This window comes from Pseudomonas sp. C8002, from assembly GCF_013385765.1.
In the GTDB taxonomy this organism is placed as follows: Bacteria; Pseudomonadota; Gammaproteobacteria; order Pseudomonadales; family Pseudomonadaceae; genus Aquipseudomonas.
This window is the reverse complement of sequence record NZ_JACAPJ010000007.1, coordinates 210,075-227,244: the sequence shown is the minus strand read 5'-3', so window position 1 is coordinate 227,244 and position 17,170 is coordinate 210,075. Positions and strand designations below refer to the sequence as shown.

Sequence of the window (17,170 nt, the reverse complement as noted above, 5' to 3'; positions counted from 1 at the left end):
AACCGTACAGTAACAGCTTGTTCCGATTGGAAAAAGGCTGGCGCCGCAGGAGGGAGACTACAGGCTTGGATGGGGGTTGGCAGGGTGAAGAACAAAGGGGGAGCTGTTGCCAGTTCCCCCTCGTGTTTGCTGCTTAGCGCGGCCCGGAAACCACCAGCATCTGCCCAGGTTTCAGGGCCTGGCCAGTGCGTGGGTTCCAGCGCTTGAGATGTTGCATCTCGACGTTGAAGCGCTTGGCGACGATGTACAGCGAATCGCCTTTCTTGACCTTGTACTGCACCGGCTTCTTGCTGTCGGCCTTGGCCACCAGCTTGCGGGTGTCCTGCATCACCAGGGTCTGGCCGACCTTGAGCGCCTGCCCGTTGAGCTTGTTCCAGCGCTGCAGGTCATGTACATCGACCTTGTTGGCCTTGGCGATCAGCGTCAGGTTGTCGCCGCTGCGCACCTTGTAGTTGCGGGTGCGACCGGCAATGGCCTTGTGCTCAACGTCGTCGAACACCGGCTTTTTCGGGCGCATGCTCAGCAATTCTTCGGGCTTCATCGCCGAAAGGCTGCTGGCCAGCAACTGCGCCTTGGACGTCGGCACCAGCAAATGCTGCGGGCCGTCCAGGGTGGTGCGCTGTTTCAAGGCCGGGTTGAGCTGGAACAGTTCGTCTTCGTCGATCTCGGCCAGCGCGGCGACCCGTGACAGGTCCATGCTGGTCTTGATTTCTACCACTTCGAAGTACGGCGTGTTGGCGATCGGGTTCAAGTTGACGCCATACGCCTCGGGGGCCAGCACCACCTGGGACAGCGCCAGGAACTTGGGCACGTAGTCCTTGGTTTCCTGGGGCAGTGGCAGGTTCCAGTAGTCCGTCGGCAAGCCGAGCTTCTCGTTACGCTCGATGGCTCGGCTGACCGTGCCCTCACCGGCGTTGTAAGCCGCCAGGGCCAGCAACCAGTCGCCGTTGAACATGTCATGCAGGCGAGTCAGGTAGTCCAGGGCGGCGGTGGTGGAGGCGGTGATGTCGCGGCGGCCGTCGTAGGCGCGGGTCTGGCGCAGGTTGAAATAGCGCCCGGTGGCGGGAACGAACTGCCACAGGCCGACCGCATCGCTGCGGGAATAGGCCATTGGGTTGTAGGCACTTTCAATCACTGGCAGCAGCGCCAGCTCCAGCGGCATGTTGCGTTCTTCAAGGCGTTCGACGATGTAATGAATGTAGAGGCTGCCGCGTTCGCCGGCGTTCTCGAGGAAGGATGGGTTGCTGGCAAACCACAATCGTTGCTGTTCAATGCGCGGGTTGACGCCTAACCCGTCCTGCAATTGAAAGCCCCGGCGCATGCGTTCCCAGACATCCTGGGGCACTTCCGGGCTTGGCTTCTCTGATAGCCAAAGGGGTTTTTGCTTGATCTTGGCGGTAAGGTTTGGCTTGGGTTGCACGGTGGATTGTGCGGCAAAATGGGTCGATTGGCAGCCCGCCAGAGTAGCGGACACAGCCACCGCCACGGCTTGAGCCAGGCGGGTCAATGCGTCTGAATGGTTGGTTTTACGAATAGATGACGACATTGGCTGGAAGTAAGTTCCGGGCAAAAATGTCGGGCGATTCTAGAAAGCGCGTGGGTTGCGGTCAACCATTCAGAAATTACGTACTAAATTCCGCGCGCTTAGAACGTATCTTTCCACGACCTCAAGCTAGCAAACACCTCACTCCCGGCCCGGTTATCGCGGCCATTCCGTTCGTCCGCTTTTTCTTTAACGGATGTTTCAGAGGTCCGCAGAAAAGGGTTGGTGCGTTTTTCCAGGGCCAAAGTCGAAGGCAATGTTATCTGGCCGTTCGCCCGCAGTTGCCGCACGTTCTCCACCCGTTCGGCGATATCCGCGTTATGCGGTTCCACGGCCTGGGCGAATTTCAGGTTACTTTGTGTGTATTCGTGGGTGCAGTACACCAGCGTGTTGGCCGGCAAGGCCGCCAGGCGTTCCAGTGAAGTGTGCATTTGCTGCGGGGTGCCTTCGAACAGGCGGCCACAACCGGCGGCGAAGAGGGTGTCGCCACAGAACAGCACGCCCTCGTGATAAAAGGCGATGTGCCCCAGGGTATGGCCGGGTACGGCAAACACCTCGAAGTCCCAACCCAGCACGTTGATGCGGTCGTTATCCTGGAGTGCCACGTCCCGCGCCGGGATCTTTTCATTTGCCGGGCCGTAGACCGTGGCGCCTGAAACACTTTTAAGTTGCTCGACGCCGCCGACATGATCATGGTGATGGTGAGTCACCAGGATGTCGCTGAGGGTCCACTCGGGATGCTGCTGGAGCCAGGCCAGCACGGGCGCGGCATCACCGGGATCGACCACCGCGCAGCGCTTGTTCGGCTGATCCTGTAACAACCAGATGTAGTTATCGGTGAAGGCGGGCAGGGCACTGATCTGTATCATTCTTTGATTCGCCAAGCTGAACACATTGGTGCATCTTAGAGCTTCTTGGCGCGTTGGAGAATGCAATGACTGATAAAGCGTTCGCCCAGGCCGATCCCGAGTGGCTGGCACTGATCGGTGCCGCCCGTGAATGGCTGTCCGGGCCTGTCGGGCAATTTTTACTGGATGAAGAACGGCGCATGCTCGAAGACGAGCTGGGTCGGTTCTTTGGTGGTTACCTGGTGCATTACGGGCCGTCGGCACAAACCCCGCCGTCGGCACCCCAGGTGCAACGCAATGTGCGCCTGGGGGCGCCGCTGCCGGGGGTTGAAATCGTCTGCGAGGAGCAGGCCTGGCCGTTGAGCGAGCATGCGGCCGATGTGGTGGTGATGCAGCATGGCCTGGATTTCTGCCTGTCGCCCCACGGTTTGCTGCGCGAAGCAGCCAGCAGCGTGCGCCCTGGTGGCCATTTGCTGATCATTGGCATCAACCCCTGGAGCAGTTGGGGCTTGCGCCATGTGTTCGCCCATGACGGGCTGCGCCAGGCGCGCTGCATCTCGCCGTCGCGAGTCGGCGACTGGTTGAACCTGCTGGGCTTTGCGCTGGAGAAACGCCGCTTCGGGTGCTATCGTCCGCCGCTTGCGTCTGCCAAGTGGCAAGGCCGGCTGGCCGGCTGGGAACGCAGGGCCGGTGCCTGGCAATTGTCCGGCGGGGGTTTCTACCTGTTGGTGGCGCGCAAGATCGTCGTTGGCCTGCGCCCGGTGCGCCAGGTGCGTCGCGAGCCGATGGGCAAGCTGGTGCCGATGCCGATGGCCAAGGTCAATCGCAAGCAGAGCGAACAGTAAACATACCTTTTTGATTTCAGGTCGAGCCTCTCGACCTCGGGCACTTGTCGGTCGATTATCGGCAACCCGCTTTGATGGATCCCGCTTTAATGGACAGTGAAATGACCGATACCGTAGAACTCTTCACCGATGGCGCCTGCAAGGGCAACCCCGGCCCCGGCGGATGGGGCGCCTTGCTGGTGTGCAAGGGCGTGGAGAAGGAACTGTGGGGCGGCGAAGCCAACACCACCAACAACCGTATGGAACTGATGGGCGCGATCCGTGGCCTGGAAGAGCTCAAGCGCCGTTGCGACGTATTGCTGGTGACCGACTCCCAGTACGTGATGAAGGGCATCAACGAGTGGATGGTCAACTGGAAGAAGCGCGGCTGGAAGACTGCGGCCAAGGAGCCGGTGAAAAACGCCGACCTGTGGCAATTGCTCGATGAGCAATGCAATCGCCACAACATCACCTGGAAATGGGTGCGCGGGCACATCGGCCATCCCGGCAACGAGCGGGCCGACCAACTGGCCAACCGCGGTGTGGATGAAGTGCGCGGCTACAAACAGAGCTGATGCCGGTTGACGTGTTAAGATCCCGCCCTTTGAAATGTACCAAACCGTTGAGAGCTGAACCCTGATGGCCATCCGATCTGTTGTACTCGATACCGAAACCACCGGCATGCCGGTGACCGACGGCCACCGGATCATTGAAATCGGCTGTGTCGAACTGATGGGCCGCCGCCTCACCGGCCGGCACTTCCACGTCTACCTGCAACCGGATCGGGAAAGTGACGAAGGCGCCATCGGCGTCCACGGCATCACCAACGAATTCCTGGTGGGCAAGCCACGGTTTGCCGAAGTGGCGGATGAGTTCTTTGAGTTCATCAACGGCGCGCAACTGATCATCCATAACGCGGCGTTCGACGTTGGCTTCATCAACAACGAATTCGCGCTGATGGGGCAGGCCGACCGGGCCGATATCACCCGGCACTGCTCGATCCTCGACACCTTGATGATGGCGCGTGAGCGTCACCCGGGCCAGCGCAACAGCCTCGACGCATTGTGCAAACGCTATGGCGTCGACAACTCCGGCCGTGAACTCCACGGCGCGTTGCTCGACTCCGAGATTCTCGCTGACGTCTACCTGACCATGACCGGTGGCCAGACCAGCCTGTCCCTGGCCGGTAATGCCTCGGACGGCAATGGTTCGGCGGAAGGCTCGGGCAATCGTCCTTCGGAAATCCGCCGCCTGCCAGCGGATCGCCAGCCCACTACGATCATTCGTGCCAGCGAGCAGGACATGGCCGAGCATGCAGCGCGCCTCGAGGCGATTGCCAAGTCTGCCGGCGCACCCGCGTTGTGGACCCAATTGACCCAGCAATAACCTTTACCCCAGCGCCAGCCCCTGGCTGGCCCTGATCAGGTCATATGCCTTGCGCGCAATCGGGTTCGCCGTGTTCGGACGGATCCACAGGTAGTACGTGACCTCCGGCATCCTCGGCAATCCATCGTTTTCCCCCAATACCCGCATATCCGGCCCGAGCATCTCCATGCTCCGTGGGGTCACGCCGAGCCCTGCGCGGGTTGCCGCCTTGATACCGATCAGGTTCGATGCCAGGTACGCCTGGCGCCACGGGGTATTCGCCCGTTCCAGCGCCTCAAGGGCGTAGCGCCGATAAATGCTCGGCTCATCCACCAGAATCAATGGCAGCGGCTCGCTTGGCGAGTGAATGTATTGCGCCGAACAAATCCACCACACCGGCGAGGTGCGCAGCGCAAAACCCTCCAGGTTGGCATCGGCGCGGGTGGAAATCACCATGTCGACCTTGCCCCGGTGCAGGTCATCCATCAGGAACGGGCTGCGCCCGACGTCGATCTCCAGGCGCAGGCGCGGTGCCGAGCGGGCGATGTGGCTGAGGATCGGCGGCAGGATGGTGTCGGCGATGTCGTGGGGCGAGCCGATACGCAGTACGCCGCTGAGGCTGCTTTCCCGCAGGGAATTGAGTGCATCGTCATTCAGCGAGAGCATCTGCCGCGCATGCCGCAACAGTTGCATCCCGGGTTCTGTCAGTTGTTTTTGCCGGCCACGTTTTTCAAACAGGCTGACGCCCACTTGTTGTTCCAGACGCTGCATATGCTGGGTGACGGAAGATTGTGTGCGTGCCAGGTGAGTGCCGGCTTCGGCAAAGCTGTGGTGGTCGACCACGGCGATAAAGGTGCGGAGCAGTTCAAGATCGAGGGTCGACATGGCCATTCCAGGGCGTTTTTATATCAAGGGTGCGAAGATAAACATTACAGATGTTTATGTTTTGTCGCGCCGGGTTTTTACGAGGGCTAATGAATTCGAGTATATGGCCAAAAATCAGCGCGTCCATATACGGGAAGTTATAACGATATTAGATATTTGAATTTCCGTTAGCCCGGCACTCTCCCTAGCATGCCCCCACATCAGGTCGGGGTACGCCGATCGCTAATGAGGGGAGTTCCATGGGGTTTGTGCGCGCGGCGGTAAAACGAAGGTTGCCTGTGGTCCTGGGCGCGTTGATCGCCCTGGGCGGCAGCGCAGTGGCTCAGGCCGATGCGACCCTGGACAAGATCCAGCAGCGCCATGTGCTGGTGGTCGGCGTGCTGCTGTCTGGCGGGCCGTTTGGCGGCATCGACCCCACCACCCAGAAGCCCAGGGGCTTGAACGTCGACCTGGCCAACGAGCTGGGTCGTCAGTTGGGCGCCGAGGTGCAGCTGGTGCCGGTATTGCCGGCCAACCGTGTGCAGTTCCTGCAACAGGGCAAGGTCGACCTGCTGATCGCCAATATGGAATGGACCGCCGAGCGTGGCGAGATCCTCGGGTTCGTGCCGACGCCGTTCTACAAGATCGGCGGCACTGCTGCCGTACTCAAGGACAGCAAGATCACCCGCTGGGAAGATCTCAAGGACCAGCCGGTGTGCACCTCCCAGGGCAGCAGCTACGTCAAGCCGCTGACCGAACTGGGCGCGCAGATCAAGGCCTTCAAGAGCTCTTCGGAATCCCTGCTGGCCCTGCGCGGCAACAACTGCGTCGCTGCGGTGCATGACTCCACCCTGGTCAACCCGCTGATCAACGACAGCGCCGAATGGAAGGATTACCGCACCCTCAGTCCCGAGCTGAACCCGGCGCCATCGGTAATCTGGACCCGCCGTGGCGAGAGCGACACCGAGGCCAAACTCGACCCCATCGTCAAGGACCTGCACCGCAGCGGCTGGCTGATCGAAGCCCAGACCCGCAACCACATCACCCCGGCGTCCCCGGCGCTGGTGGAGTTGCAGAAACAGTTCAAGGGCGCCTGACACATGACATTGAGAACCCTGACTGCCTTGGGCCTGGCACTGTGCGCCAGCCTGGCCCACGCCGACGCCACCCTCGACAAGATCCAGCAACGCCACGCCATCAGCGTCGGCGTGATCCTCAGCGGTCCGCCGTTTGGCACCATCGACCCCAAGACCGGCGAACACCTGGGCTACAACGTCGAACTGGCCAAGGGCCTGGGCCAGGCGCTGGGAGTGGAGACCAGGACCGTTTCGGTACTGGCGCCCAACCGCGTGCAGTTCCTGCAACAGGGCAAGGTCGACGTGCTGATCGCCAACATGCAGTACACCGACGAACGCGCCGAGATTCTCGACTACGTGCCAACGCCCTATGAAGAAGTCGGCGGCGCGGCGTTGATCCGCAAAGGCGCCGGCATCACCCAGTGGGCCGACCTCAAGGGCAAGCCGGTGTGCGTGTCCCAGGGCAGCAACTTCATCAAGCCGTTGCAGGAAACCTACGGCGCGCAGATCAAGGCGTTCCGCAGCCAGTCCGAATCCCTGCTGTCGTTGCGCGGCAATGGCTGTGTGGCGGCGGTGCACGTCAGCCCGACCATGCACGCGCTGCTCGGCGATGCCGAATGGTCCGGCTACGAGATCCCGTTGCCGGGGGATTTGATCCCGTCCAAATCCGTGATCTGGATCCGCAAAGGCGAACACGACACCCAGGCCAGGCTCGACGCCATCGTGCGCGACTGGCATCGCAGCGGCTGGTTGATCGCCCTCGGCGAACGTACCGGCATGGCTCCGTCCCAAGCCCTGCGTGATCTGCACGAGCAGTACAGCCATGAGTGAAGCGCTATTCGCCACCCTGCAACAACTGCTCGGCGCCGCCCATGTGCAGCGCAGCGAAGACGCCGCCCAGTACCTGACCGACAAACAGGGCCGCTACACCGGCCAGGTGATCGCCGTGGTGCACCCGGCCAACACCGAGGAAGTGGCCGCCGTGGTGCGTGCGTGTGTCGCCCTGGAAGCGCCCATCGTGGTCCAGGGCGGCAACACCGGCCTGATGGCGGGTGCCACACCGGATGCCAGCGGCCGCGCGGTATTGTTGCTGCTCGAGCGCATGAACCGGGTGCGCGTGATCGATACCGACAACGACACCCTGACCGTCGAAGCCGGCTGCATCCTGCAAAACATCCAGGACGTGGCCCGTGAAGCCGATCGCCTGTTTCCATTGAGTCTGGGCGCCGAAGGCAGTTGCACCATCGGCGGCAACCTTGGCACCAATGCAGGCGGCACGGCCGTGCTGCGTTATGGCAACACCCGCGAGTTGACCCTGGGCCTGGAAGTAGTGACCGCCGAAGGCGAAATCTGGAATGGCCTGCGAGGGTTGCGCAAGGACAACACCGGCTACGACCTGCGGGATTTGTACGTGGGCAGCGAAGGTACCCTCGGGATTATCACCGCCGCGACCCTGAAGCTGTTCCCGCTGCCCAAGGCCCAGGCGACAGCGCTGCTGGCGTTTGACGAGTTGGCCCAGGCGGTGGCGTTCCTGTCCCATGCCCGCGCCGGTTTTGGTGCAAACCTCACTGCATTCGAATTGCTCAGCGCCGATTGCCTGGCGTTGTTGCGCGAGCAATTTCCCGAGGGCCCGCAACCATTTCTCAACGCCAGCCAACCCTGGTTTGCCTTGCTGGAGCTGTCGGATAACCACGGTGAAACCCACGCCCGCGAAGCCTTCGAAACGGTCCTCGGTGAAGCCTTCGAACAGGCACTGCTGGCCGACGCACTGATCGCCGAAAGCCTGGCGCAAAGCGAAGCGCTATGGCTGCTGCGGGAGAACATGAGCGAAGCGCAGAAGCGTGCCGGACGCAATATGAAGCACGATATCTCGGTGCCCATTTCGCAAATCGTCGCCTTCGTCGCCCATACCGATGCGCTGTTGCAGACGCATTTCCCCGGTGTTCGCAACTTCACGTTCGGGCACCTGGGGGACGGCAACCTGCATTACAACGTGGCTCATCCGCTGGATTCAACGGTTGACGAGCACATGCGCAACTACGCCGAATTGAGCTTGCTGGTACACGACAGCGCCCATGCCCACGGCGGCTCCATAAGCGCCGAACACGGGATTGGCCAGCGCAAGGTCGGCATGCTGGGCCGCTACAAAAGCCCGGTGGAACTGGACCTGATGCGCCGCATCAAGCGGGCCCTCGACCCGAAAAACCTGCTCAATCCCGGCAAAGTCATTGAGGTGCAGCCATGACCGTTCGCTTGTCCAAGCGGGTGCAGCGCGTGTCGCTGTCGGCCAATGCGGCGGCCAAATCCCGCGCCACGGAACTGCGTGACGCCGGCCGCGACATTCTGGACCTGACCACCGGCGAGCCGGATTTCGATACCCCGGAGCACATCAAGCAAGCCGCCTGCGCAGCCATTGCTGCGGGCGCCACCAAGTACACGCCGACACCCGGGGTAAAAGCCTTGCGCGTGGCCGTGCAGCGAAAACTGGCCGAAGAAAACCACCTGGACTATTCGCTGCCGAATATCGTGATCGCCAACGGCGCGAAACAAATCATCTTCAACGCCTTCGCCGCAACCCTCGACGACGGCGATCAAGTGCTGGTGCCGACGCCTTACTGGCCGTCGTTCCCCGACAGCGTGCGCTTCAACGGTGGCGAGCCGGTTTTTATCGAGTGCGGGCTGGAGCAGGGCTGTAAACTGCTGCCCGCCCAGCTGGAGCAGCACATCAATCAATGCACCCGCTGGCTGATCCTTAACGGCCCGGGCAACCCGAGCGGTGCGGTGTATAGCGAGGCTGAACTGCACGCGCTGGCCGAGGTGCTGCGTCGCCATCCCCAGGTGCTGGTGCTGCTGGATGAACTCTACGAACACATCCGCTTCGACGGTCGCCCGGCCCAGAGCCTGCTGAACGTTGCGCCGGATTTGCAGGACCGTTGCCTGCTGGTGGGCGGCGTGTCCAAGACCTACGCCATGACCGGCTGGCGCATCGGTTTCGGCGCCGGGCCGCAGGCCTTGACCCATGCAATGGCGGTTGTTCAGTCGCAATCCACCTCCGGTGCTTCCTCCGTGGGCCAGGCTGCTGCATTGGCTGCATTCACCGGCGGGCTGGGCTTTTTGGCCGAGCAGGTAGCGGCCTATCAACTGCGCCGGGACCTGTTGATGATGGCCCTCGGCACCGTCGAGGGCCTGGAAGTACTCGAACCCCAGGGCGGCTTTTTCGTGTTCGTGCGTTGCGCCGGGTTGCTTGGTCGCTATCGCCCGGACGGTCAGTGCCTGAACGATGACGGCGATGTCGTCGCGTACTTGCTGGAGGAGGGCGTCGCCGGAGTAGCGGGCAGTGCCTACGGCCTGTCGCCGTGGTTTCGCCTGTCCATCGCCACGGCGACCGACAGCGTGGCCGAGGCCGGCCGCCGTATCGCTGTCGCCTGCGGCAAGCTGCGGGGCGTCGAATGAGTCATTGGCTGGAGCTTTTTGTGCACTGGGCCGCCGGTATCGGCCTCAACTACAGCTTCCTGCTGGATGCCTATCAGCGCGGCACCCTGGAGCAGGGCGCGCTGACCACCGTGCTGTTGTGCCTGTTCACCATCGTCGGCAGCCTGCTGGCCGGGATCAGCCTGGCGGCGCTGCTGACTTCCGGCAACCCGTGGCTGGCCAAACCGGCGCGGGTGTTTATCGAAGTCACCCGCAACACGCCGACCCTGGTGCAGCTGTACTGCGCATTCCTGGTGTTGAACATGCTGCTGACCCAGGCCGTCGGCGCGGCCAACCCGCTGACGCCGTTTGCCTGGGTGGTGATCGTGATTTCTCTGCACAAGGGCGCGTTCCACGCCGAAGCCCTGCGCGCCGGCATCGAAGCGGTGCCCGCCGTGACCCTGGAAGCCGCCAGCTCCCTGGCGTTCAGCAGTCGGCAATTGCTGTGGAATGTGCAGTTGCCGTTGGCCCTGCGCTTCGCGCTGCCGTCGCTGATCAACAACCTGATCGACCTGGTGAAAATGACCGCCGTGGCCTCGGCCATCGCCGTGGGCGACATCACTTACGCCTCGATCATGATATGGACCCAGAGCGACAACGTGCTGGAGCTGATGATTCTGATCCTGAGCTTTTTCGGCTTGCTGAGTTTTACCGTCAATTGTGTGGGGCGCTGGCTGGAAGCGCGCCTGAGGATGCCCGGCTATGGCCATTGATTCATTCCCGGTGCTGTCGGCGTTGCTGCAATGGTCGCCGGCGCTGGTGACTGGTTTCGGCCAGAACATCCTGATCAGCCTGGTGGCGATTGGTCTCGGCTCGCTGCTGGGCCTGATGGTGGGCGCGTTGGCCCTGTCACCCCTGCGCCTGCTGCGGTTGCCCGCGCGGATCTGGGTGCAGGTTTTCCGCAATGCACCGTGGCTGGTGCTGATCTATTTCACCACCTACGTGTTCCCGTTCGAGATCCATATCGGCAGCAGCTACGTGTCGTTCCCGGACTGGGTCAAGGTGACGATTGGCCTGGCATTGCCGGCCAGCGCCAACGTGGCGGAGATCTTTCGCGGCGCCATCGGCTCGATCCCCAGCACCCAATGGGAAGCGGCGCGCTCACTGGCATTTACCCGCGGCCAGATATTCAGCTCGATCATCCTGCCCCAGTGCTTCAAGCGCATGTTGCCGCCGTGGATGAACCTCTACGCGGTGGTCACCATGGGCACCGCCCTGGCGTCGCTGGTGGGCGTGCACGACGTGATCGACACCGCACAGATCGCCAGCAACACCGTGAACATGACCGGCTTTACCGTGGTGATCTACCTCAGCCTGTTGGTCCTGTTCTTCGCCTACTGCTACCCGATTTCCCGTTTGACCCAACGCCTGGAGCGCCGTTATGCCTTCTATTGAACCCCTGGTCAGCCTGCGGGATTTGCAGCTGTCGTTCGGTGACAACCGGGTGCTCAAGGGCATCGACCTCGACGTGCATCGCGGCCAGGCGGTGTCGATCATCGGCCCGTCGGGCTCGGGCAAGTCGACCATCCTGCGTTGCATCACCGGCCTGTTGCAGCCTCAGCGCGGCACCATTCGCGTGGGCGAAACCCGGGTCGATACGCTGACCCAGGAAGCCCAGCGCATCGAGTTGCGCAAGCGTGTGGGTTTTGTATTCCAGCAATACAACCTGTTCCCGCATTTGTCCGTGCTGGAAAACCTGGTGATCGCCCCGCGCAAGGTGCTCGGTCGCAACCGTGCCGATGCCGAGAAAGATGCCCGGGCGTTGTTGGCCAAGGTGCGCATGGAGCACAAGGCCGATGCCTATCCGGGCCAATTGTCCGGCGGCCAACAGCAGCGGGTGGCGATTGCCCGGGCGTTGGCGATGCGCCCCGAGCTGATCCTGTTCGATGAAGTGACCTCGGCCCTGGACCCGGAAACCGTCGGTGAAGTACTGACGGTGATTCGCGAGCTGACCGAAGAAGGCATGACCTGCGTGCTGGTGACCCACGAAATGCGCTTTGCCGAAGAGATCAGCGACATCGTCTATTTCACCGAAAACGGCGTGATCGTCGAGCACGGCAGCGCCGAGCAGATCTTCCAGCGCCCCACCAGTGAACGGACCCAGGAATTCCTGCGCCATGCCTTGGGTGATCCCGGCCGTCGGCCGCCGATCGCCAATGATCCGTACCTGTTGACCAACCTGAGTCGCTACACCCTGTCCGTCTAACAAGAGGAACCTCGTCATGAGTACCGCAAACCGTGCCGCCGTTATCGAAGACTTCCTGCAGCAGATCCGCGTCATCAACCAGCGTGGCGTAGACCGCGCGGCCCTGGTGGAAATCGTCGGGCTGCTGGAAACCCTGGCCGAGCGCCGGGACCTGTTCAACTTCAGCGAATTCCCCGCGCCGGTGCCGGGCCAGGGCAGTACCGCGTTCCGCTATCGCCTGAACGACGACGGCGACACGCCCACCCTGTACCTGAACTCGTTGCTGCCGGGCAAAAGCACCCTCCCGCACAACCACGAAACCTGGGCGATCATCAGTGCCGTTGAAGGCCAGGAAATCAACTACGTGTATGGCCGCAACGATGAAGGGCGTGAGGAAGGCTTCACCACCCTGACCCTTGAGAAAGAAGTCGTCGTGCAGCCGGGCACCTCTATCTCGTTCCTCGGTGAAGACCTGCACGGGATTCGCGTTGAGGGTGAGCAGGCGACCTTGCATTTCCACCTGTACGGCTTGCCGCTGGAATCCCTCAATGGCCGTTACGGCGTTGAAGCAGACGGCCGGATCCTCAACTACAACGCCTCGCAGATGGCGCCTTCAATCCGGGCCTATTCCTGAGCACAACACACATCAAATGTGGGAGCGGGCTTGCTCGCGAATGCGGTGGGTCAGAAACGCATTCATTGGCTGACACACCCCATTCGCGAGCAAGCCCGCTCCTACAATTAGATCCGCGTTCATCCAGGGTTTTTTATGATTGATCTGTATTACTGGCCTACGGGCAACGGCCTGAAAGTCGGCATCCTGCTGGAAGAGCTGGAGGCGGAGTACCGCCTGATTCCGGTCAACATCCGCGAAGGCGCGCAGAAGCAGGAAAGCTTCCAGCGCATCAGTGCGAATGGGCGGATTCCGGCGATTGTCGACCACCGCCTTGAAGCACCCCTGAGCCTGTTCGAGTCCGGGGCGATCCTGAACTACCTGGCCGACCAGGCCGGGCGCTTCCTGCCGCCCGCCGGCACCGCCGAGCGCCAGAAGGTCCAGGAATGGCTGTTCTGGCAGGTAGGGCATATCACCCCGTACCTGAGCCAGTTGCAGCTGTTCAAGGAGAAGGCCCCGGAACCGATTCCCTTTGCCCTGGACCTGCTGAACGCCGAAGCCACGCGCCTGTATCGGGTGCTGGAGCAGCGCCTGGCCGAGGTGCCGTATGTGGCGGGCGAATACTCGGTGGCCGACATGGCGATCTTCCCGTGGATCCAGCCCCTGCGCCAAGGCCAGGACCTGGCGGACTACCCGAACATCCAGGCCTGGCGTCTGCGCATCAAGGCGCGCCCGGCAGTCCAGCGGGCCTATGCCAAGGGCCGTGAAGTGGCCGCCGGCGAGCGTTCGCTGGCCTTGCAGTAACCCATCTATTTTTTGCGGGACTTCCATGAGCCAGACCATCACACCCGGGCAATTGCAACAATGGCTGTTTGACGGCCAGGAAATCGCCCTGTTCGACGTACGCGAGCACGGCCAATACGGCGAGGCCCACCTGTTTCACGGGGTGAACCTGCCCTATAGCCGCCTGGAACTGGAGGTGCAGCGCCTGGCACCGAATCCCCGGGTGCGCCTGGTGATCTACGACCAGGACGGCGGCGATGTGGCTGCGCGCACGGCACTGCGTTTGCAAGCGCTGGGCTACCGCCATGTGCATGTGCTGGAAGGTGGTGCGAACGCTTGGCAGGCGGCGGGTTTGCAGTTGTTCGCCGGGGTGCATGTGCCGTCGAAAGCCTTTGGCGAATTGGTGGAAGAGGCCAGCCACACACCCCACGTCACCGCGCAGCAACTGGCGGACTGGCAGGCCACGGGCGAGCCGCTGGTGGTGCTGGACGGTCGGCCGTTCGATGAATACCGCAAGATGACCATTCCCGGTTCGATCTGCTGCCCCAATGGTGAGCTGGGCTACCGCGTGCACGACCTGGTGCCGGATGAAACCACGCCGATCGTGGTCAACTGCGCCGGGCGTACCCGCAGCATTATCGGCGCCCAGACGTTGATCAACCTCGGGGTGAAGAACCCGGTTTATGCCCTGGAAAACGGTACCCAGGGTTGGTACCTGGCGGACTTCAAGCTGGAGCATGGCAGCACTCGGCGTTATGCCGACCAGGTCTCGACGGATCTGGGCCGGCAGCGCGAAGCTGCCCGGCAGTTGGCGGAGCGGGCAGGGGTGGTCAGTGTCAAGGCGGAGCAGGTCCGGCAATGGGCGGCGGACCCGGCCCGTAGCCTGTTCCTGTGCGATGTGCGTACCGCTGAAGAATTTGCCGCCGGCAGTTTGCCGGGGGCGCAACACACGCCGGGCGGGCAATTGATCCAGTCCACCGACCTGTACATCGGCGTGCGTCAGGCACGGGTGGTGCTGCTGGACAGTGATGGTGTGCGTGCGCCGATTGTCGCCAGTTGGCTGCGGCAGTTGGGGCATGAGGCGTATGTGCTGGAGGGTGGCGTCCACAGTGGATTGGCGCTGGAGGTCAAGGAGGCCGTGCCCTTTGACGCGCTGCCGCTGATCTCGGTGCAGGCGCTGGCCGAGGCGCTGAAGGACGGCACCGTGGACCTGGTGGACCTGCGCCCGAGCACGATCCATCGCAAGGGCCGGATTGTCGGTTCGCGCTGGTCGATTCGTTCGCGGTTGACCGCGGGTGGGCGTCCACTGGTGCTGCTGGCTGATGATCCGGCACTGGCCGCTTTTGCTGCGTTGGGCTTGGGCGGCGATGTGCGTTTGCTCGACGGCGGCTATTCCGCGTGGGTTGCGGCCGGTTTGCCGGTGATCGAGGATGCGCAAACGCCTCCGGACAACCAGTGCATCGACTTCCTGTTCTTCACCCACGACCGTCACAGCGGCAACAAGGACGCTGCCCGCCAATATCTCGCCTGGGAAATTGGCCTGTTGGCACAGATGAGCGAAGCGGAAATCGCCAGTCTCAAGCCATTGTTGCCCGCGTCACGGGTGCGCACCCGGCTGATTCACGCGGCGCGTACCGAAGGCGGCAATGGTGGTCGGGCGGTGAACGTACCGATCACCCGCCTGAGCACCGTGCTGTTCGACAACCTGGCCCAGATGCGTGACGCGCGCTCCCGACGCGACAGTGAGCGGGTCCTGAGTTACGGCGCACGCGGCAATCCCACCGCTTTTGCCCTTGAAGACCTGGTCACCGAACTTGAGGGGGGCTATCGCACACGGCTGTATGGCACCGGGCTCGCCGCCGCGGCGCAGACGTTCCTGGCCTACCTGCGGCCCGGCGACCATGTGTTGATCACCGACGCCGTCTATTCGCCGGTGCGCAAACTGGCCCGGGAGTTCCTCCAGCCATTCGGCATCGAAGTCAGCTATTTCGCCCCGGACGGCAGCGGCCTGGAAGCGCAACTGCAGGCCAACACCAAAATGGTCTACGCCGAAGTGCCGGGTTCGCTGCTGTATGAGCTGTGTGACCTGCCCGCGCTAGCCGCACTGTGCAAGCCGCGGGGCATTCTGTTGGCGGTGGACAACACCTGGGGCTCGGCGTACCTGTACCGACCGCTGGCGCTGGGTGCCGACATCTCGATCATGGCCTTGACCAAGTACCTTGGCGGCCACAGTGACGTGATGATGGGCAGCGTCTGCACCACCGAAGCGGCATGGCCGGCCCTGGCGAAAATGAGCGATACCTTTGGCAATGCAGTGAGTGCCGACGATGCCTACCTGATCCTGCGTGGCGCACGCACCCTGGCCTCTCGGCTGGACGTGCACGAGCGCCAGGCGTTGAAGATTGCCCAGTGGTTGCAGGCGCAGCCGCAGGTCAAGCGGGTGTTTCATCCGGCACTGGCGGAGCATCCTGGCCACGCGCTGTGGAAGCGTGACTTCAGCGGGAGCAACGGTTTGCTGTCCTTCGAACTCGACCGCGCGGATGCCGGCTACGTCGAACGGTTTATCGACGGCCTGCAGCTGTTTGGCCTGGGCGCATCCTGGGGCGGCTTTGAAAGCCTGGTGACCCTGGCCGATACACAGGATCGCCAGAACGCCGCCGACCGTGGATTGAACCCGGTGGTGCGCCTGCATGTGGGGCTGGAGGATGTGGAGGCGTTGATCGAGGATCTGCAGCGCGGGTTCGTGGCGGCGGGGCGTTGAGCCTTGCACCATGACAATTTGCGTCCGCCCATAGGTGCCCATCGAACTTTGTGTTTAACTTCGGCACCTGAAATTCGTTTCACTACCACCACTAGAAGGATTCCGTTCATGGCTCAAGTTACCCTCCGAGGCAACCCTGTCCAGGTCGAAGGCGATTTGCCGAAAGTCGGCGCCAAGGCGCCAGACTTCACCCTGACTGCCGGCGACCTGTCTGACGCGACCCTGGCGACTTTCGCCGGCAAGCGCAAAGTGCTGAACATTTTCCCAAGCGTTGATACCCCGACCTGCGCCACTTCGGTTCGCAAGTTCAACGCCCAGGTCAACGACGTGAACAACACCGTAGTGTTGTGCATTTCCACCGACCTGCCATTTGCCCAGGCGCGTTTCTGCGGTGCCGAAGGCCTGGAAAACGTGAAGAACCTGTCGGACTTCCGTGAGGCAGCCTTTGCTGTCGACTACGGTGTTGCGATTGCTGATGGCCCGCTCAAAGGCCTGACCGCCCGTGCCGTCGTGGTACTGGACGAGAACGACAACGTGCTGCACAGCGAACTGGTCAGCGAAATCGGCCAAGAGCCGAACTACGAGGCAGCCCTGGCTGTTTTGAAGTAACTGTTACTACGCATTACTGTCGTTTTGCAGTAACACGCGTGATGCAGTATTACGGCCTGGCCTAGTCCAGGCCGTTTTTATTTGTGCTTCAGAGGCTTAGCCAGATAGCGAATGGACTAAGCACAGAAGTTAAAAGTTGTAATCCAAGGTAAATAGCCGGTAAAGGCGCTTTTCTTAACGCGCCCCAGTGCTTATCTTTCAGCCTCCCGAAGAAGAAGCTCTCGCACC

General features: G+C 62.2%; 17 protein-coding genes. 14 read left to right on the top strand and 3 right to left on the bottom strand.

Features of this window, described 5'->3' with window-relative positions:
* Positions 1-133: 133 nt before the first annotated feature.
* Entirely contained in the window at positions 134-1,546 is a 1,413-nt protein-coding gene (locus HX814_RS12380; RefSeq protein WP_008435202.1) for a lytic transglycosylase domain-containing protein, read from the bottom strand.
* Positions 1,547-1,644: 98 nt separating this feature from the next.
* Positions 1,645-2,412 carry a hydroxyacylglutathione hydrolase gene (gloB, locus tag HX814_RS12375; protein WP_003207471.1) on the bottom strand — a complete coding sequence of 256 codons (768 nt, stop codon included), beginning with the start codon at positions 2,410-2,412 and terminating at the stop codon, positions 1,645-1,647.
* Between the two features lie 65 nt (positions 2,413-2,477).
* On the opposite strand from gloB, the gene HX814_RS12370 reads away from it, so the two are divergent.
* The 3 genes from HX814_RS12370 (at position 2,478) to dnaQ (ending at position 4,601) form a co-directional block, all read left to right on the top strand.
* Positions 2,478-3,236, top strand: coding sequence for a class I SAM-dependent methyltransferase (locus HX814_RS12370; protein WP_008435200.1), 759 nt, complete (start codon positions 2,478-2,480; stop codon positions 3,234-3,236).
* Positions 3,237-3,337: 101 nt separating this feature from the next.
* The gene (rnhA, locus tag HX814_RS12365; RefSeq protein WP_003207474.1) at positions 3,338-3,790 is read left to right on the top strand and encodes a ribonuclease HI; all 453 of its coding nucleotides are present in this window, start codon (positions 3,338-3,340) and stop codon (positions 3,788-3,790) included.
* A 70-nt stretch (positions 3,791-3,860) separates the two neighbouring features.
* Positions 3,861-4,601 (top strand): DNA polymerase III subunit epsilon, encoded by a 741-nt coding sequence (gene dnaQ / locus HX814_RS12360; RefSeq protein ID WP_177008697.1) that lies wholly within the window; start codon positions 3,861-3,863, stop codon positions 4,599-4,601.
* A 3-nt stretch (positions 4,602-4,604) separates the two neighbouring features.
* Here dnaQ and HX814_RS12355 read toward each other — a convergent pair whose 3' ends face one another.
* Positions 4,605-5,465 (bottom strand): LysR substrate-binding domain-containing protein, encoded by an 861-nt coding sequence (locus HX814_RS12355; protein WP_371318519.1) that lies wholly within the window; start codon positions 5,463-5,465, stop codon positions 4,605-4,607.
* Positions 5,466-5,704: 239 nt separating this feature from the next.
* On the opposite strand from HX814_RS12355, the gene HX814_RS12350 reads away from it, so the two are divergent.
* The 11 genes from HX814_RS12350 (at position 5,705) to tpx (ending at position 16,942) form a co-directional block, all read left to right on the top strand.
* A complete protein-coding gene (locus tag HX814_RS12350; protein WP_177008571.1) occupies positions 5,705-6,541 on the top strand; it encodes a transporter substrate-binding domain-containing protein in 837 nt (278 codons plus the stop codon).
* 3 nt (positions 6,542-6,544) lie between these two features.
* Entirely contained in the window at positions 6,545-7,351 is an 807-nt protein-coding gene (locus HX814_RS12345; protein WP_102368875.1) for a transporter substrate-binding domain-containing protein, read from the top strand.
* Positions 7,344-8,765: an FAD-binding oxidoreductase gene (locus HX814_RS12340; RefSeq protein WP_177008570.1), complete on the top strand. Its 1,422-nt coding sequence runs from the start codon at positions 7,344-7,346 to the stop codon at positions 8,763-8,765. The genes HX814_RS12345 and HX814_RS12340 overlap by 8 nt, the downstream gene beginning before the upstream one ends.
* Positions 8,762-9,973, top strand: coding sequence for an aminotransferase class I/II-fold pyridoxal phosphate-dependent enzyme (locus HX814_RS12335; protein ID WP_087692389.1), 1,212 nt, complete (start codon positions 8,762-8,764; stop codon positions 9,971-9,973). The genes HX814_RS12340 and HX814_RS12335 overlap by 4 nt, the downstream gene beginning before the upstream one ends.
* Positions 9,970-10,704: an amino acid ABC transporter permease gene (locus HX814_RS12330; protein WP_003207485.1), complete on the top strand. Its 735-nt coding sequence runs from the start codon at positions 9,970-9,972 to the stop codon at positions 10,702-10,704. The genes HX814_RS12335 and HX814_RS12330 overlap by 4 nt, the downstream gene beginning before the upstream one ends.
* Entirely contained in the window at positions 10,694-11,386 is a 693-nt protein-coding gene (locus HX814_RS12325) for an amino acid ABC transporter permease (RefSeq protein ID WP_003207487.1), read from the top strand. Before HX814_RS12330 ends, HX814_RS12325 begins: the two co-directional genes overlap by 11 nt.
* Positions 11,373-12,197, top strand: coding sequence for an amino acid ABC transporter ATP-binding protein (locus HX814_RS12320; protein ID WP_003207489.1), 825 nt, complete (start codon positions 11,373-11,375; stop codon positions 12,195-12,197). The genes HX814_RS12325 and HX814_RS12320 overlap by 14 nt, the downstream gene beginning before the upstream one ends.
* Positions 12,198-12,213: 16 nt before the next feature.
* The gene (locus HX814_RS12315; RefSeq protein ID WP_008435185.1) at positions 12,214-12,810 is read left to right on the top strand and encodes a cysteine dioxygenase; all 597 of its coding nucleotides are present in this window, start codon (positions 12,214-12,216) and stop codon (positions 12,808-12,810) included.
* Between the two features lie 135 nt (positions 12,811-12,945).
* A complete protein-coding gene (locus HX814_RS12310; protein WP_177008569.1) occupies positions 12,946-13,593 on the top strand; it encodes a glutathione S-transferase family protein in 648 nt (215 codons plus the stop codon).
* Between the two features lie 25 nt (positions 13,594-13,618).
* On the top strand, positions 13,619-16,333 hold the full coding sequence (metC, locus tag HX814_RS12305; RefSeq protein ID WP_177008568.1) for a cystathionine beta-lyase: 2,715 nt from the start codon (positions 13,619-13,621) through the stop codon (positions 16,331-16,333).
* Between the two features lie 108 nt (positions 16,334-16,441).
* Positions 16,442-16,942 (top strand): thiol peroxidase, encoded by a 501-nt coding sequence (gene tpx / locus HX814_RS12300; protein ID WP_003207496.1) that lies wholly within the window; start codon positions 16,442-16,444, stop codon positions 16,940-16,942.
* Positions 16,943-17,170: the final 228 nt, after the last annotated feature.

Coding starts and splice junctions, on each gene's coding strand:
- metC (WP_177008568.1), top strand. CDS start 13,619: ATGAGCCAGACCATCACACCCGGGCAATTGCAACAATGGCTGTTTGAC.
- HX814_RS12355 (WP_371318519.1), bottom strand. CDS start 5,465: ATGTCGACCCTCGATCTTGAACTGCTCCGCACCTTTATCGCCGTGGTC.
- HX814_RS12320 (WP_003207489.1), top strand. CDS start 11,373: ATGCCTTCTATTGAACCCCTGGTCAGCCTGCGGGATTTGCAGCTGTCG.
- HX814_RS12380 (WP_008435202.1), bottom strand. CDS start 1,546: ATGTCGTCATCTATTCGTAAAACCAACCATTCAGACGCATTGACCCGC.
- HX814_RS12370 (WP_008435200.1), top strand. CDS start 2,478: ATGACTGATAAAGCGTTCGCCCAGGCCGATCCCGAGTGGCTGGCACTG.
- HX814_RS12335 (WP_087692389.1), top strand. CDS start 8,762: ATGACCGTTCGCTTGTCCAAGCGGGTGCAGCGCGTGTCGCTGTCGGCC.
- rnhA (WP_003207474.1), top strand. CDS start 3,338: ATGACCGATACCGTAGAACTCTTCACCGATGGCGCCTGCAAGGGCAAC.
- HX814_RS12310 (WP_177008569.1), top strand. CDS start 12,946: ATGATTGATCTGTATTACTGGCCTACGGGCAACGGCCTGAAAGTCGGC.
- gloB (WP_003207471.1), bottom strand. CDS start 2,412: ATGATACAGATCAGTGCCCTGCCCGCCTTCACCGATAACTACATCTGG.
- HX814_RS12345 (WP_102368875.1), top strand. CDS start 6,545: ATGACATTGAGAACCCTGACTGCCTTGGGCCTGGCACTGTGCGCCAGC.
- HX814_RS12350 (WP_177008571.1), top strand. CDS start 5,705: ATGGGGTTTGTGCGCGCGGCGGTAAAACGAAGGTTGCCTGTGGTCCTG.
- HX814_RS12325 (WP_003207487.1), top strand. CDS start 10,694: ATGGCCATTGATTCATTCCCGGTGCTGTCGGCGTTGCTGCAATGGTCG.
- HX814_RS12340 (WP_177008570.1), top strand. CDS start 7,344: ATGAGTGAAGCGCTATTCGCCACCCTGCAACAACTGCTCGGCGCCGCC.
- HX814_RS12330 (WP_003207485.1), top strand. CDS start 9,970: ATGAGTCATTGGCTGGAGCTTTTTGTGCACTGGGCCGCCGGTATCGGC.
- HX814_RS12315 (WP_008435185.1), top strand. CDS start 12,214: ATGAGTACCGCAAACCGTGCCGCCGTTATCGAAGACTTCCTGCAGCAG.
- tpx (WP_003207496.1), top strand. CDS start 16,442: ATGGCTCAAGTTACCCTCCGAGGCAACCCTGTCCAGGTCGAAGGCGAT.